Origin of the sequence: Cupriavidus pauculus, from assembly GCF_008693385.1 — a bacterium.
Lineage (GTDB): Bacteria > Pseudomonadota > Gammaproteobacteria > Burkholderiales > Burkholderiaceae > Cupriavidus > Cupriavidus pauculus_D.
In genome coordinates, this window is the sequence record NZ_CP044066.1 from 55,403 (window position 1) to 72,711 (window position 17,309).

The following is a 17,309-nucleotide window of genomic DNA, read 5'->3' on the forward strand; positions in this document are numbered from 1 at the left end:
TGATACGCATCGCAGAGCGCGGATTTTATGGGATACAACTGAGCGCGACTCCCTGCCACAATCACCAAGTTTGCGTGATGATCGGCCGCAGCGCAGTCATGCCCGGAGGCTCTCGGCCGAATACCTGTCAGATGTCAACACGAAAATGCTCGACAGACTGGCCGGCATTCACGGCGCGCTGCAGCCAGGCCGGTAACGCGCCTTGCCCGTCCCAAACATGGCCTTGAGCATCTCGAAAGCGAGCTTGCGCGCTTGACGTTGAGCCGGCCGAGGCGTGTTCATCAAAACCCGCTCTTTTAAGATCTTCGAATTGAAGACCGTGTCGCGCCATTTGGGTCTTTATCCAGAGGATGGCCTCGGCACGTTCTCGCAGCACTTGGGTCGGGTTGGAGTAGGTATGAAGTCGGGTACTTTGGCTCATGGTTGCATGATAGTGCGATGAAGCTTTAACTGTGAGTTCCGGGGACATATCTCTCCCTCGATATTCCATCGCGGTAGTCCGCTGTGGGTGGGCATTGAAGAAAAGTCATTTCGGGCGCAGAAAGATCGGCCTGCCAGCGTAGGCGGCAAGGTCCATCCAGGTGCGTTGTGTTTCTTTAAGATACTTCCTCTCCGTCGCGGCCGAGTGAGCTATTCCATTCCCGATGCTGGCACCGTTCACACTAGGCCCTCCGAGCATTGGCACTCATATGCGCTCGCATCAATGAGGGCGCGTGCGGCCCAGCCAGCGAGATCAAGGTGCCGTCTTATTTACACCAGCTAGAGTTTCGCATGACGTGCCCCGGTTACCACGCGCCCGCAAGAGGAATTGAGGTCGAGAACCAGCTTGTGTGACGGTCTACGCCCTGCAACGTTTCCCCAGATTGGCATGGTCAGTCGCATGCCCAAAAACTACCGCCGGCCCGATGAGCATGTCCTGGACAATGTATGCGAACGGTTGGCAATGCATCCTGGTGTCGACGTATTTGATGTGACCGTGCACATAGAGGCTGGTGTCATCAGACTCGTGGGCACCGTTAAAGATCGTTACGAGCGTCGTCTAGTTGAGAAGATCACCGAAGGTGTGTGGGGCGTGCGCGATATCGAGAACGGTGTTCGTTTCCGAGACCCGACGGTTTCACCGGAGCGAACGCTGAGTCTCAGATGATCACGTGAGATTGCGAAGTCGTATTGGCCAGCTTTGCCGGGCTCCCGTGCCCGGAGTTGTCAAACATGGCAGAAAGATCAACCGCCTGATGGGCTGGCCGAAGCGGTTGTGCTGTCGATGCCTAAAAACCATCCTTTGGACGTGAAAGGACGCAATTGGGACATCGCGGAAACGAGGAATGAGACTGCTTATAAAAGTCATCTCCGCCGCGTTGTGGAGGAGGCAAGGTTCGCGTTCTATCTGTCGCGGCCGCTCGCCACGAGCTGAGCCCTAGCGCCCGGCGCGCGTTAGTCACGCCGTTGGCGGATGAGTGAACGTCTTCTCTTTGCCCATCAGCCTGGCATCTCGCGGCCCACCTTGGCTTCGGTCGAAACCAACGCCACGTTGATCAGGTTTTCCCTCAACACGCCACGTGGTGCTTGTCAACGCACGACTACACATAGCATGTAAGCAAGCCAGATTAGAAATCTGCGAAATGCCGAAACCTCTCGCTGAGGGGGCGATCACCAAAGCATCGGACCACAGGGATAAGATTCGGCAGTGCGCCCATACGCGTTGGCGACATCGCGGCAATCGCGACGACTATCGTTCTCGGCCAGCAAGATCACGGCTACGATCAAGACTAATACGACAAACACAGAGGCGGCGATGCGGCCACTCGATAACAGATGGGTAATAGTCATGGCTCAGGCGTAGTAAAGGTTATAGAACGCTAGTGCTGTGGACGTAGAGACCGTTGCAGCCGCGATCGGAAACCAGCGGCGCGGTGCGATGTCGGGAGCCGAACACCCCGCCATCTATGACTCTGACGCCTGGCGAGGAGCACGAGTCTTGGCGGGTACGTTCGCGGGCTATGAAACAGTCTAGACCCTTAAGAAGAAAAATCTAATCTGCGGCGTTAGTGTGAAGAGAAATGTGCTCGCGCGGGCCAATCGTGTCGCCGATAGTACCCGCGGGCCGTATGACTGCTCAGGCCAAGCGCCAGACTGCGGTCGCAACGAGGGAGGGAGCGAAACAGACAACCGTTTTTTGGACCCGAGCGCTGACTTAGAGGACGAAGCCACGGATAAAGCGCCGCGCCGCGTAGCGCAAGGCCTGTGGCTAAGCAACGCTACGTCAAGTGCCGGGCGTGGCCCTTCGAGATATCCCCGCAAGTGCAATGAACGCACAGAGCACTCCGGATACAGCATTGCGGGTAGCGTCGCGGCGCAAACGGCTATCGGTCAGCCCGATGTGTTCCTGCGGTGCGAGCTCTCTCCAATGCCAGATTTATGCGACTGATCAACTGGTCGTGTTGAAAGGGTTTGCGGAGGTGGATGATGCTTGAGTCAGCTTCAGGTAGTTCCGCATAACCTGTTGCAAGAACGATGGGCAGCTGCGGGCGTAATAGTCGCGCTGCCTCCGCTAACTCCAGTCCCGTCATGTAAGGCATGGAGTAGTCTGTGAGCAGCACGTCGATGTTCATGCCCTCTGCCAACAACTGGAGGGCCGCGTCGCCAGACTCTGCGACGACAACTTCATGGCCTACGTCTTCCAGCAGCAGCGTGGTGCTGGTGGCAACGAGAGTGTCGTCATCAACGACTAGAATTTTCCCAACCGCTTCTGCGTGAACCGACGGTGGACCCGTATCACGCGCGACTTCTTCAAGCAGTGACTCACTGGTCATTGCGAGTGCCGGGAGCCAAAGCGTAGCGCGAGTGCCTTTTCCGAGTTCACTCTCCAGTCGCAGCGCCCCATGCAACTGTCGCGCGAGACCGCGGACCATGGAAATGCCCAGTCCGGTTCCTTTGCCGACCTCTTTTGTTGTGAAGAATGGCTCGCCTGCTTTCGCAAGAGTCGTCGCGTCCATCCCGACACCTTCGTCGCTTACGCAAATACGCACGTATTGACCTGCTGGGAGTTCGGGGTCACCAGACGAAGTTAGCGTGTCCACGGCAATAGAGAGGCGTCCGCCGCGCGGCATCGCATCTCGTGAGTTCACCACGAGATTCAATAGCGCGAGTTCAATCTGGTCGGCGTCGGCGAGAGCAAGGGGTACCTCGTTCGCAGTTTCTATACGAAGGTCGATGGATGGCCCAATCGAGCGAGCGATAAGTTCTTCCATGCCGCGTAGCAGTTTGGGCAGACTCGTAGGAGCAACGTTAAGATCCTGTTGTCTCGCCGCAGCTAGCAGGCGCTGAGTCAGCGTCGCCCCACGGCGAGCGCCTTGATAGGCGCCGTTGATGAGACGTAAGAGTTTCGGATTGGCAGACGCGTCCTTCCGGGCAAGCTCCAGATTATTGAGGATGGCTGCCAGCAGGTTGTTGAAATCGTGCGCAACTCCACCGGACAATTGACCAATCAGCTCGAGTTTTTGTACGTGCCGCAGCTTCTCTTCGGTCTGCTCGCGCTTGCGTATCTCCTCAAGGATGTTGCGGTGGGACGTCTCGAGTTCTGCCGTACGCTCGCGGACTTTCCTTTCCAGCGACTCGTTGGCACGACGCAACCGTTCCGCTGCTGCCACTTGCTCGGTGACGTCAAGACAGACGCCAACGAACCGTCCGCTCCCGTTCATCCCATCGCCGACGTATCGGGCTCGCACGTCCACGGTCCGCACACTTCCGTCGGGCAAGATCAACCGATGCTCGAGAGTGTAGTCGGCGCCCGTGTCGATGCTGTGTTTGAGCATCGCCTCGATGCGCTCGCGGTCCTCCGGATGGGTCGTGGCCAGCGCGTCGTCGTAGGTGAGGTCCTCGTTCTCGGCCCGCCCGAAAATGGCCCTGCACGTAGCCGATGCTGTGAGCGTCTGTGTTGCTATGTTGAGCTCCCACGATCCAAGGCGGCCCGCCGTCAGTGCCGTGCGAAGGCGCTCCTCGCCCTCATGCAGTTCCACGAGACTTCTACGGGCGTCAAATTGCTTTCTACGCGCGCGCACGGCCGCGCCAATCACGCTGATGAAGGTGGTGGGGTGAAACGGTCGCTCGATGAACGTGACATTGCCCAAGCTCTGGGTTATCCGGGCGACTTCTCCTAGGCGATTTCCCTCATCCGCGACGCGCCGCGTGAGCACTACGAAGGGAAGATCGGACCATGGCGGCTGGGTTGACACCCACGCCGACACTTCCCGCAAATCCAGCAGTTCCTCTTCGGTCACGACCACGCAGCATATCGAATCATCAAGCGCATGCGCGAGGGACTGCAGGTCGACGCAAATGCGGCAGGGCGTTTGCGTCCTCGCCAGCAACGAAGCGGCGACGGTCGCATCGCGTCCAACAGGCGCTAGTATCAGTGCTGGGCAGTCATTCATCAGGGTCTGCCTCAGGAGGGAGCAACGGCCCCGCATCGCCCAAGAACCTGGGAACGCCGCTCAGAACCCCTTGGAATTGCTCCAATGGAGCGCCGAAGACGAGCCCCGTGTTGCCCAACCTGTATTCGCGAATTGATTCCTCGTGCGGACCGGTGCGCTTCTTGATGACCGAGACGGCGCGGCGCACGCGTCCGTGCGCTTCGAAATAGCGGAGCAGGATAACGGTATCGGCAAGGTACGTCACGTCGACGGGTGTCTTCATGTCTCCCACCAAGCCATGCTGGGCCACGGTCAGGAATGTATTCGCGCCTTGCCGGTTCAGGTATTGGAGCAGTTCGTGAATATGAAGCGTCAACGCACTCTCTTCCGGCATGGCGGACTCATAGCCGTTGATGCTGTCGATCACCACTGTCTTCGCCTGCAGGTCGTCCACGCTGGTGCGTACCCGATGCGCGAACTCTCCGGGGGACAGTTCGGCCGCATCGACCTGCTCAATATGCAGCTTCCCCGAGGCGCGCATGGCTTCGAGGTCTATGCCCATGGCACGGACTCGATCGAAGAGCAGGCCGAGTTCTTCGTCGAATATGAACAGCGCAGCTTTTTCACCACGCTCAACTGCTGCCGCTACGAACTGGAGTGCGTAGAGACTTTTACCGGTTCCTGACGGGCCTAGAATAAGTACGCTGGAACCTTGCTCGACTCCGCCACCAAGAAGGTCATCCAGACCCTGAATCCCACTTGTGCGTTGTTTGCGACTAAACACGGAGCGATGTTCCAGTGCCACCAGCCGCGGAAAGACCGCCACACCACCGGTCTTGATCGTGAAATCGTGATAGCCACCTCGGAATGACTGGCCCCGGTACTTAACAATCTTCACCCTGCGACGCTCTGCGCCGTAGTTCGGCGAAAGCTCCTCCAGCTTCACGACGCCATGAGCAATGCTATGTACCGTCTTGTCCTCCACGTCCGAGGTACGATCATCGAGTATCAGTACGGTAGCGTTTTGGCGGGCGAAGTAATGCTTGAATGCGAGAACCTGGCGCCGATATCGCAGGGAACTTTGGGCTAGCAAGCGAATTTCCGAAAGGCTGTCGATAACGACGCGCCCGGGCTTAACGCGAGCGAACTCGGCGAGGATAGACGTGACCGTCTCCCCGAGTTCGAGGTCGGAGGAATATAGTAAGCTCTGCTGCTGGTTCGCCTCTAGAAGGGCTTCAGGCGGAGTTACCTCAAATATTGAGATCAGTGGGTCCAACTCCCATCCATGGGAATACATGCCGTCCTTCAACTCCTCAGCAGTCTCAGACAGAGTGATATACAACCCACGTTGACCCTTCTCCGCGCCGGCCATCAGAAACTTGATGGCAATCGTTGTTTTGCCAGTGCCAGGGCTGCCTTCCAACAGGTAGAGATTTCCTTCCTTGAGCCCACCGTTGAGAATATCGTCAAGCCCCGAAACGCCCGTGCTTGCGAATGTCCGTGCCGCCGCGTCGCTCATAAACTCTCCGGGATAACGATCGTGTGACTAGCCTATCACCGTCTTACTGACCGCATGCACCACCTGCTATCTATCGTACCTTCTCTATGCCTGGAGCAAACTGTGCTCGCCTGCGCCGCGGGAACGTCTGTGAAGCAAGTGCAGTACTGACGGTTGCGATGGAGGGTTCGAGGGACGCGGAATGCAATGATCTGAAGATGTCGCGCTGGTCATAATCCAGCGACCTCATAAGACGTAATTGGGATAACTGTTTAGTTCGGCATATAGGAGCAGTTTGGCATGATACTGCGCGCATGCTATCGGCCAATGTCTGACACGTTTCCACGGGCCTGTCGCCAACTATGGGACTCGAACCCTATGGATGTGCAGATTACTGGGCTCAGGCCAACCAGCGCGGTGGCCGGGCCAGATATCACGCGAAGCGGGTGCTGGCGCCAACGATGGCGCACCGACGCCGGTATGTTCATCATCTGCTCCTTCCGCCCGTCAGCGGGGCGCTGTCGAGATCAGACTCGCCGCATGGCAAGCGATTCCAGCGTCGATTGCTGATCGGGAGGCACATTGATCGTCGCCGTGCCATCGCCGCTGTCAACTGCCGGCTCCGGATCTTCACGAACGCGAGCGCGCTGTCCGTATTACACGGGCCGCGGATATCGTCGCCTTGCGACACGTTGTAGTAAATGGTGGCGAAGCGCGGGTCGCCGGGAGTCTTGCCGGGTGAGAAGTTCGGCCTGATCGGAGTACAGCGCCTTTTCGAACGACTCCTGATGCGAGACTTCGCGCGTCATCGGGAAGCCCAGTGCTTCCTGCACCCCCGGAGCGTCCGTGATGTTCATGAGCCGCCTCATTCGCGTCAGGGCTCGCCCTAGTCTGTTCCGCGATCTCAAAAAACTGGACCGGTCTCTGAGCGTTCTGTTGGACCACGGTTAGCCGGCCTGTGAATACGGCTGACATTTTTCATTTAACATAACATGCATTAGAGTATCGATCGGTGTTGGCGGTTTTTTCTAATGTCGTACCTGAGACGAATTCAAATGTCGTATCTCCAGGCTCCCGATCCTGCCATGCTGGCTGACCTTCGCCAGTCAGGAGCACGAGCATGGGCCGCCCCGACACGATCACCATGAGCATGCAGGAACTGGACCGCTGCAAAGTTATCGAAGCCGTCGTCCGAGATGGTCTGATGGTGTGGCGCGCGGCCGAGAAGCTCGGTATCAGTCGCCGCCAGATCGAGCGGCTGGCCCAGCGATATCGAGAAGACGGTCCACGAGGCCTTCTGTCCCGCAAATGGGGGCAAGCTGGCCACCGCCAACTGCCTCCCGGGCTGGAATCACGCGCACGTGGCCTGATCCGCGACACCTACGCTGACTTCGGCCCGACGCTGGCGGCCGAGAAGCTGCGCGAGCGCCATGGCCTCGATCTCTCGACGTCCTGTGTGCGCCGGATCATGATTGACGCCGGCTTCTGGGTGCCCCGCAAGTTGCGCCCGCCCAAGGTCCACCAGCCGAGGAACCGCCGCGCCTGCCTGGGCGAGCTGGTGCAGATCGATGGCAGCGACCATGCATGGTTCGAGGACCGCGCGCCGGCGTGCACGCTGCTGGTCTACGTCGATGACGCCACCGGCCGGCTGATGCAGCTCCTGTTCGTGCCAACCGAGTCGACGCTCGCGTATTTCACCGCCACGCGCGGCTATGTCGAGCAGCACGGCAAGCCCGTGGCGTTCTATTCCGACAAGGCCAGCATCTTCCGCACAAACCGCCAGCAGACGCCCGAAGGCCGCGGCTATACGCAGTTTGGCCGCGCGCTGTTCGAGCTCAACATCGACATCCTGTGCGCCAATACGAGCCAGGCCAAGGGCCGTGTCGAGCGGATGAATGGCACGCTGCAGGACCGGCTGGTCAAGGAACTGCGGCTACGCGGCATTAGCTCGATGGCCGACGCCAACGCCTACGTCCCCATGTTCATCGCCGATTTCAACACGCGCTTTGCCAAGGTACCGCGCAGCGATTTCGATGCGCACCGGCCGCTGCGTGGCGACGAGGATCTGGCGCGGATCTTCTGTTGGCGCGAATGGCGCAAGGTGTCGCAGAGCCTGACCCTGCAGTACGACAAGGTGATGTTCCTGCTCGAGGACCGGCCCGCGCACCGCCACCTGGCGCACCGATACATCGAGGTCGCCGAGTACCCGGACGGGCGGATCGAGCTGTGGGGCGATGGCGCATCCCTGCCCTACACCACCTATTTTCGTTACCCGGAGGTTGACCAGGGCGCCATCGTGGAGAACAAGCGGCTGGGCCACGTGCTGGAGATCGCGCAGAAGGTGCAGGCGCTACGCGACAGCCGGCATTCCGAGGGACCGTCGCGCACGATGTCGGGGGTGCCGGTCCGTTCCCAGGAGGTTGCGCCCGGCACGCGGCGTCAGCGGCAAATCAATCGCTTGGATCTGGAGCGTGCCATGGCCACCACCCTGCTCTGCCCGCCCGCAACAGCGGCCAGCGCCACCGCCCCAAAAAAGAACCGGCTTCCACACAAACCGCACGCCCGTGCCGACATTTGAATTTGCCGGGCGCTCCGACACCTGAGAACGCCCTAGACAATCGGTGTTGGCCACTATTAGTAATGTCACCTTTGAGATGAATAGAGATGTCACCTCAGGCTTCTCCTCGTAGGCTCCTAGATTCGCCGGGCGCTTCGGGAGGCTGCGATGCACGGACAGGGATTGGTGACCATGAGCATGCGAGAGATAGACCGCATGAAGGTGATCCAGGCGGTGGCAGACGGCCATTTGGCACGCTGGTGTGCGGCCGAGAAGCTCAGTATCAGTCGCCGCCCGGTCGAGCGGTTGGCGCAGCGATATCGACAGGACGGTCCACGCGGCCTCTTGTCCCGTAAATGGGGGCAAGCCGGCCACCGTCAGTTGGCTCCCCGGGCTGGCGTCACGTGCACGGGGCTTGACCCGCGACCGCTACGCGGAATTTGGCCCGGCGCTGGCCGCTGAGATCCTGTGCGAGCGTCATGCTAAGGTGAGAGCAACAGAAAGGGAACGGCTGCACCCCACATGCCGGAAGTCGACACCTTATGCGGCAGCGGATCGTCCCAGTATTCCGGACGCCGGCACAGGGTGCAGAAGTGAGCACGGGGTATTCGTTCTCTCCCATTTGATCGTCATAGTTGCCGCCCTGTGTCTACAGCGTGGACATTGCGGTGGGGCTATCTTTTCTGAAGGTGAGCGACCGTAGTCAACAACGCATCGAGACCAATTGGCTTGGATAGATGCGCATCAAAGCCTGCGCGTAAAGCTGCATCGACATCAGCTTGACGATCGAAGCCGCTTATGGCAATGGCATAGATTCCGGCCAGTTTAGGCCGGCTACGCACAGCTCGCAGCAACTCGTAGCCATCCATGCCGGGCATCCCAAGATCCGATAACAAAAGATGCGGTGGCGCGCTCTCCATCTGATCCAGCGCTCGCTCTGCGTTAGTCGCTACGTCGACAGTCGCTCCAATTGACTCGAGCAGCAGTCTAAAGGTCTCCACGGTCAATGCATCGTCATCGACCAAAAACACACGCATGCCCTGGAGGACTGCAGTCGGCACTGCTGAGACATGAGCTCCCGTCTCTTGCGTTGAAACAGATGGCAGCTCGACGGTGAAGGTTGCGCCCTGGCCGATGCCCGCCGACTCGGCATGCACGGTACCATTCTGCAATTCAACCAACTCCTTCACCAACGATAGACCGATGCCGAGCCCACCGCTGCGACCGGCCGAGAATCCTCCCTGGCGGAACAAGTCAAAGATGTAGGGCAACGTCTGCGCGTCAATGCCCGTGCCCGTATTGCGGACCACCAGACGAAGCTGTGCACCAATCCGACTCAAAACGACGTCGATGGCACCACCTTCCTCGGTAAATTTGATTGCGTTGCTGAGCAAGTTCCAAACGATCTGCTCGATACGCGTCAGATCTGCTCGTACCCACAGCGGCTCCTTACCAATGTCGCAGACCAGGGTCACGCCTCGATCATTTGCGTCTTGCGTAACCGCGTCGCACACGCGTTTCACCACGCTCCTCAGATCGATTGTCTCTCGGACAATCGATAACTTGCCTGTTCGAATGCGCGACATATCCAGCAAGTCGTCGATAATTTTGGCCTGACCGATGATCGTCTGTCTGATGGTGTTCGTTGCGCGCTCGATGACAGGATTGCGCTGTGCCTCAGGCGAGCGCGCAATCAACTCATTGCTGGCGCTAATCAGGTTTAGGGGATGCTTGAGTTCATGCGAGACAATGGCCAAGAACTCGTCACGGCGGAACTGCCCCTGCTGCCATTTGTCTTCATCCGCACGTGGCGCACCGGCGGGCAGCACCTCGTCCAGGTCGCGGGCGATCTTGGCAAAGCCTATGACGCCACCAGTGTCCAGACGGGACAAGACCCCACTGGAGCGAAAACGCTTGCCGTCCTTGCGCAGGTGCCAGCGCTCTTCTTCCACACGCCCATATTTGCGAGCCTGTGCCATCTCTTCGTCGGGGACGCCGCGCTCGCGATCTTCCGGCGTAAAGAGGGTGCTCGCGAGATTACCGAGCATTTCGCTTTCCGAGTATCCGAAGATTCTTTCCGCGCCTCGATTCCAGCTTGTTATGCGACCATCATCATCAAACGTAATGATGGCGTAATCGCGCGTGCTTTCGGCAACGATGTTCATACGATGCTCGCCTTCACGCGCCCGCTCTTCTGCGGCACGACGTGAGGTGATATCGATGAACGAGAGCACCGCGCCATCGATGCGGTCCTCTGTGGTTCGATATGGCAAGAATCGCGCGAGGTACCACCGCCCGTCGATACTGCGCAGCTCGCGCTCGATCAATCTCAGTGAGTCAAAGGCTTCGGCAGCGTCGTCGGCAAGCTTGTCGTACTCCAGACGGTGCGTGATGTCGAGCAGCGATCGGCCGATATCCGAGGGGATAATGCTAAAGACATCAGTGGCCCGTGGCGTGTAGCGCTTGATTCGGATGTTGCGGTCTACGAATATCGTACCGATGTCGTTCGCCGTAATTAGGTTTTGCAGGTCGTCGTTGATCTTGCTTGTTTCCTCGACCTTCGACTTCAGTTCCGCATTGACAGTGGTCAGTTCCTCATTGATGGACTGGAGCTCTTCTTTGCTCGTCTCAAGCTCTTCACTGGCCGAACGTAGCTCCTCGTTGATTGCCTGCAGCTCTTCGTTCGATGCCTTCAGTTCCTCCGTGGATGTCTCGGACTGTTCGATGGTTGCCTGTAGCTGCTCCTTCGTTCGTTGCAGCTCACGTTCGAGCTGACTCACGATCGGGTCCCGAGACACCACCTCCGAGACTTCACCGTCGGCACTCATGCTGTTTTCCACTTCGTCGAAGAGTACCAAAATGAAGTCCGCGCCGGATTCGGCGTCGTGCACAGGCCGCGCGATCATGTTGACAAAAAATCGGCGGCCGTCTCGCGCAAGCTCCACGCGGCGAGCCTCGACGCTGTGATTCGATTGCAATGCCTGGAAGATCGCAGTGCGCAGCTCCAAGCGCAACTCTGGCCTCACGGCAGCAATAATATTGTGCGAAGGAACGCCGCCGGCATATTGGAGAAAGCGACCGGCCCGATCCGATAGATGGACGATATCGGAGTCGCGGCTAAGCAAGACGCTCGGCGGCGCGTGTTGCTCCACGAGTCGTTGGTGAAGGTCGCCAAACGAAAACTTACGCTTGCCTGTGGGAGGCTGTAGAGTCATGGGCATTCGTGCGTTGGCCAAACCGACAGACGATAGCGGCACCGGAGAATCCGTTCTCACGGCAACATTGGCGCGGTAAATCCGCGCCTTCTTGTCAACCAATGTGAAAAGATCGCCTGCGCCGTCTGCAGTCTCCGAGCTGCCGAGAAATAAGAATCCGCCTTGCCGCAGCGCGAAGTGAAACGTACGGAGAATCTCGAGCTGCGCGTCGCGGTCCAGGTAAATTAGAAGGTTCCGGCAGCACACCATGTCCAGCCGCGAGAACGGTGGATCGCTAAGGACATTGTGGATAGCGAACAAGACATTGGCACGAAGCTCTTTCTTCACGCGATAGTGGACTGCCTCCTTGGTCAAAAATTGGCGCGACCTGCGACTGTCCACATCTGCAAGAATTGAATCAGGGTAGAGGCCGAGCCGTGCCGTCGCGATCGCACGTTCGTCGATGTCCGTTGCGAAAACCTGAAACGCGACGCCATCTACTGCGCGCTCAGCCGCCTCCTGAAGCGCCATCGCGATCGAGTACGCTTCCTCGCCCGTTGCACAGCCAGCGGACCAAACTCGGATCGGCTCGTTGGCGCTCCGATTGTCCAGTAGCTGTGGAATGACAGTTGTCTGCAGCACATCGAAAGCATCCCGATCACGGAAGAAATTAGTGACGCTGATCAGCATGTCCTGCAGCAGTAACGGGGTCTCGTCCGGATGCTCGTGCAGATAGTCCCGATATTCGCGTAGATCGGTCAAGCCACTGACTTGCAGCCTTCTCTCGATACGACGAAGAATTGTTGCCCGTTTGTACTGGCGGAAGTCGTGCGAAGTACGCGCTCGCAGAATTGCCATGATCTCGCGCAATATGCGTTCGGTATACTCCGCGGCCACCGCATGACTTTTGTTGGGTTCCGCCGCGCTAGGTATCTGAATGCGGCTGGCGGTCACCCAGAGATCCATCAATCGCTGTGGCATCTCCGGCACCGACAACACTAGGTCGACCATGCCAGTGGTGATAGCAGCGCGCGGCATGCTAGGGAACTCCGCCTCCTCTGGCCGCTGCGCAATGGTGATACCACCAAGTTCCTTGATGCGCGTCAAACCGACCGATCCGTCCGAGCCTGCGCCCGACAAGACGATGGAAATGGCACGTTCACGATGTGCTTCCGCCAGTGAGCGAAAGAAAAGGTCAATCGCCGCACGTCGGTCATCTGGTGATTCTGCCGGCTGCACTCGCAGACAGCCATCGACCATGGTCAGGAGCACCGATGGCGATATCACGTACACGTGATTGGCTTCAATTAGATTGGCATCCGCAACCTGAACTACGGGCATATCCGTCGCACTGCGCAACAGGTCGGGAAGCGTGCTATTGTGGTCGGGAGACAAATGCAGCACGATCACGTACGCGGCGCCGGAGCGCGCCGGCAGAGCTTCAAAGAAAGCTTTCAGCACTTCAATGCCGCCGGCCGAAGCACCTATGCCAACCACCGGAAAATTGAGTTGGCTTGGAGTTGGCACAGGCGGAGTTCGGACCATAGCTTGATTTAAGTTGGGTGGTGGAGCTTTGGCCACCATGATACTCCGAGCGGTTTCCTCTTCCGCCGTCCATACGATCCGAAGTGGTTAACCTCGAGCGCAGATTGGTCAGGCAGCTAGCTGCAAGACCGCGGCGAGCCCGCAGCGGCAGTTTGCGTGTTGACTATACGTCCGCCAGAATATGCAGTACTGGATAGCCCCTTACGGGCCGAGGGAGACGTGCTTGGGCATGCCGATCAACGCAGAGATGCACGCTGGAGCAGAAGTGAGTGGTGGTGAAATACTGGGGGGCACGGCTTATCCCTAGCTAGTAGTTGGAGTGCCCTCGGGTGTCACGTCTGACGTCTAGCGTCCGGTAATGCCAGGCCGCTAATTGATCACTGTCGCACCTGACGTTGCGGGAACTTCTCTGGATCTATCCCATGCCAGCGTTTACTGGCTTGAGAAAAAAACTCTAGCGGAGTGGCGACAGCGGTCGCCAGCGCCCGCTTCCTGGCATTCCAGTTCACAAGATCTTACTCCGAATGAATGACCGCTTTGAAGGCGACCTTCTGACTGGAGTGGGTTGTTTTGTGACGGTTGCGACTGCGGGCGACGCCGATGCCCTTCTTCCCCGGCCGGGACCTGGTGGTGGCTAGCTCGCCCTCAAAGGCCGCGCGGCGAATGCCAACTTGATACTCCCCACTCTGCCCGTTGACTTGACCGCTGCGGGTCGGCGCCACCGCCCTGCGGCGTCCTCACAGCAGGCATTTAACCCCGCACAAACCGCACGACCGTGCCCACATAATGGAAGGGTCAGCTCGATCTCGCGATGCATCGTCTAGGCTGGAGGCGCGTCATTTTCCGGAGGAGCCTGCGATGAGCGAAGTTACCGTGATTGGCATTGATCTCGGCAGACATGTTTTTCACTTGCCGCCGAGGCTGGCCTCCAGGAGCAGGAAGATTGCTGTGGTTCTCTTGGATGCAAGACCGAAGGCGGTGGCTTCGACATTGCTGTACCCTGTCACAAGGTATTCAGAAGTCCATGCCTACTGACCGGGCTTGGCCGGGGGCAATCGCCGCATTCGTAGCACGCTCGCGATCGGCTTATTCAAGAGAGAGCGATGACGCCATCCAGCACGGTGCATTCCAAAAGTATCTTTCCTCCCATTGTTGCAATCGGTGCCGCAGCTGGTGGGGTCGTTGCCTTGCAAAAAGTGTTCCGAAGGCTACCCAAAGGCATGCCGTTTGCAATCGTCGTGCTTCAGGACCTCACTGAAGGATACTCACAACGCCTGGCGGGCTTAATATCGAGTTGGACGAATCTCCCCGTACATGAAGCCGACACCCATTTAGTGCCGAAGATCGGCGAGGTGTATTTACCTTCCCCCGGCCGTGTGCTTACCATCGACGCACGTTCGCTACGCGCGAGCAAGATCGAAGGTGATCGCCTTGTTAGCGCTAGCGTGAACATGATCGACCGCTTTCTGGAAGGCCTTGCGCAACATCATGGAAGCCGGGCAGTCGCGGTCATTTTGTCGGGAAAAGGAATGGACGGCGCGGCCGGTGCCTTGTGCATTCGTAATGCCGGCGGGATTGTGATCGTACAGGATCCACTGACAGCGTTGCACGATAGCATGCCTAACGCGGTGATACGGCGCGGCCTTCATGATCACATACTGCCACCCGGCGCGATCGGCTCACAAATCCTAGCGTGTGGCTCCAATAGCTATTCCCGCCCGCGGAATGCTGAAGGGACGGAGCAGATGGACAACAGGGTGTTGGCTCGCATCCTTCTACTAGTCCGCGTGCATTCTGGTATCGATTTCACGGGATACAAGACGGCCCCGCTGCTCTGGCGCGTCAAGCAGCGCATGGATCGGCGACATGTGCGAGAGATTGCGGACTACGCAAGCCTGATCTCGGAAGACCCGGTGGAACTGGAGTCCCTTATCCGCGATATTCCATTACACGTGACCGAATTCTTTCGCGATCCGGGGGCATGGGCAGCACTCAAGGAGGAGGTTCTCCTCCCTCTTATGCGGACAGCGGACGCACATAATCCGGTGCGTACATGGACGGCCGGTTGCGCTAGCGGCGAGGAGGCATACTCGCTTGCGATGACGCTTGAGGATATCAAGCAGGAGATCGATTCTTCTGCGTGTTATCAGAGTTTCGTCACGGATGCTTCTCCCGAGATCGTGCATCGCGCTCGCTGCGGCGTGTTTGCTCCATCCGACATGGCGACCGTGTCGCAGCGACAACGGACGGAGTATTTCTTTAGTGCAGACAAGATGTTCACTGTCAGAGGTTTTTTGCGCGAGCAGATGGTTTTCTCCTCTCAGAATCTCATCTCTGACCCTCCATTCGCGAACATGGATCTTGTCACTTGCCGAAACCTACTGATATACCTAGAGCCCTCCACTGCGAGGCAGATAATCTATATTTTGCACAGTGCGCTGCGCGAAGGGGGCTATCTGTTTCTCGGCGGCAGCGAATCTTATGACCTGGAGCAAAGCGGCTTTTCAAAAGTGTCCGGGAGGTTCAACATCTTCCGGAAAACCGGGATCGTTCTGGCGCGAGCCAACGCGGAGCATGCGGCCAGTCAACAACGTCGCAATATATCAACTTTGAATGCTGGCTTACTTCGTCAGGCCAACGAGGATTTTGTCTTTCCCTCAGTGCTTGTTGACGATCACGGGCGGCTGCTACGTGTGTATGGGGCCGCCGGTGACATCCTTCGAATACCCGCCGGAGAACCCACAAATACTCTATTGTCGCTACTACCATGGCAATGGGTGGACCCTCTGCGTCGCGCCATGTGTGAGGCGTTAGCACAAGATCAGCAGCGGATCGTACGGGATCTATATGATCGGGTGGATTTGCGCATCAGAGTGATACCCATACGTGTCAGCGCCGAGAATCCTCCCAGTCGTATGCTTCTCTCGTTCATGAGCGAGGAGAGCGGTCAATTTACCCTGGTTCCGAGTGTCCCCCTTTCGGAAAGCGTTGACCAGCACCGTAGCGGGGTTCGCCGCTGCGCGGGACCGCCTGAGAAAATCCAATCGTCGTCTCATCAGGAATACGACGCTTTACGCGAGAGGCTGCTGGCAGTCAATGAGGAATTGCTCGCTTCCAATATTTTACTGAACACGAGCAACGATAATCTTCACGGCGCCAACGCCGAACTCCACGAGAAGATTGCGCAGCTGGAGATTCGTGCGGAAGTACTTTCATCCGGGGAGGTCATGACTATCTTCCTTGACAAGGACCGGAGGGTTCGCTGGTTCACCCCTGCCACCACGAGACTATTTCCGTTAAAACCGGAGGACGTGGGGCGAGACATCCATGACCTCGTTCCGCGGTTTCGCGATCCGTCGTTCTTGTCCGACATCCAAGAGGTCTTGCGTTCCTCCGAAATCAAGGATGCCATAGTGCACGGGGACGACGACAGATGGTATCGGCGGCGATTGGTCCCACACGAGGCAGCGATCGGAACCATAGATGGTGTAGCGGTAACCTTCGAGGACTTCACGACGCGTCGGCACGTCGAAAATGCGCTATGGGCGAGCGAAGATATGCATCGACACAGTCAGATGTGCCTGTCTTCGCAGAAAGCGGCACTGCAGTTGGCGATGAATGGGGCCCCACTGACAGAGTCGCTTGAGATCCTGCGACATACGATGACCGGAGAGTCAGGCGATAGACGATCCGCAGCGTTCTATGTAATGCGAGAGTCGAGGCTGCATCACTTGAAGGGAATGCCAGATGCATACGCTCGGTATCTGAATGGCGCTGATGAGACGCTGGAGTCGGCCTCCTGCAAGTTCGCCCTGGCGACGAACCAAACCGTCACCACATGCGACATCCTTCGCGATGAGCGTTGGAAACCGTGGGCTTTGGTTAGTTCCAGCTTCGGATATCGCGGTTGTTGGTCGTTTCCCATCCGAACCGGGAGCAGCCAGCTTGTTGGCGCTTTGGTTGTGTACTTCGGTGTCGCTCAAACTCCGGAGCCTGTTGACCTCCAATTGGCCGCCGCTATGATACACACCGCTGCGATTATCATTTCGCGAAAGGTTGGCGTCGATGTATTCGTAGCGAATGGCTCTCACGTATAAGCTTAC

At 58.1% G+C, this 17,309-nt stretch carries 9 protein-coding genes; 4 read left to right on the forward strand and 5 right to left on the reverse strand.

All coding sequences use genetic code 11. The annotated features are described in order from the left end of the window. Positions 1 to 127: 127 nt before the first annotated feature. A complete protein-coding gene (locus FOB72_RS17335) occupies positions 128 to 469 on the reverse strand; it encodes an H-NS family nucleoid-associated regulatory protein (RefSeq protein WP_317889542.1) in 342 nt (113 codons plus the stop codon). Between the two features lie 411 nt (positions 470 to 880). Here FOB72_RS17335 and FOB72_RS17340 point away from each other — a divergent pair, with 411 nt between their 5' ends. Beyond that, positions 881 to 1,147: a BON domain-containing protein gene (locus FOB72_RS17340; RefSeq protein WP_191002263.1), complete on the forward strand. Its 267-nt coding sequence runs from the start codon at positions 881 to 883 to the stop codon at positions 1,145 to 1,147. 1,216 nt (positions 1,148 to 2,363) lie between these two features. Here the strand turns inward: FOB72_RS17340 and FOB72_RS17345 are convergent. The 3 genes from FOB72_RS17345 to FOB72_RS32600 form a co-directional block, all read right to left on the reverse strand. Next, a complete protein-coding gene (locus tag FOB72_RS17345; RefSeq protein WP_150373995.1) occupies positions 2,364 to 4,433 on the reverse strand; it encodes a hybrid sensor histidine kinase/response regulator in 2,070 nt (689 codons plus the stop codon). After that, on the reverse strand, positions 4,426 to 5,931 hold the full coding sequence (locus FOB72_RS17350; protein ID WP_150373996.1) for an ATPase domain-containing protein: 1,506 nt from the start codon (positions 5,929 to 5,931) through the stop codon (positions 4,426 to 4,428). Before FOB72_RS17350 ends, FOB72_RS17345 begins: the two co-directional genes overlap by 8 nt. A 635-nt stretch (positions 5,932 to 6,566) precedes the next feature. Continuing rightward, positions 6,567 to 6,767, reverse strand: a complete 201-nt coding sequence (locus FOB72_RS32600) for a manganese catalase family protein (protein ID WP_263364791.1) — start codon at positions 6,765 to 6,767, stop codon at positions 6,567 to 6,569. 287 nt (positions 6,768 to 7,054) lie between these two features. On the opposite strand from FOB72_RS32600, the gene FOB72_RS17360 reads away from it, so the two are divergent. Both FOB72_RS17360 and FOB72_RS17365 read left to right on the forward strand, forming a co-directional pair. After that, positions 7,055 to 8,488, forward strand: a complete 1,434-nt coding sequence (locus FOB72_RS17360; RefSeq protein ID WP_411859844.1) for an ISNCY family transposase — start codon at positions 7,055 to 7,057, stop codon at positions 8,486 to 8,488. A 195-nt stretch (positions 8,489 to 8,683) separates the two neighbouring features. Next, the gene (locus tag FOB72_RS17365) at positions 8,684 to 8,929 is read left to right on the forward strand and encodes a helix-turn-helix domain-containing protein (protein WP_223851554.1); all 246 of its coding nucleotides are present in this window, start codon (positions 8,684 to 8,686) and stop codon (positions 8,927 to 8,929) included. Between the two features lie 212 nt (positions 8,930 to 9,141). On the opposite strand, the gene FOB72_RS17370 is transcribed toward FOB72_RS17365, so the two are convergent. Further along, a complete protein-coding gene (locus FOB72_RS17370; protein WP_150374153.1) occupies positions 9,142 to 13,206 on the reverse strand; it encodes a CheR family methyltransferase in 4,065 nt (1,354 codons plus the stop codon). A 1,103-nt stretch (positions 13,207 to 14,309) separates the two neighbouring features. On the opposite strand from FOB72_RS17370, the gene FOB72_RS17375 reads away from it, so the two are divergent. Further along, entirely contained in the window at positions 14,310 to 17,303 is a 2,994-nt protein-coding gene (locus tag FOB72_RS17375; RefSeq protein ID WP_150373998.1) for a CheR family methyltransferase, read from the forward strand. Positions 17,304 to 17,309: the final 6 nt, after the last annotated feature.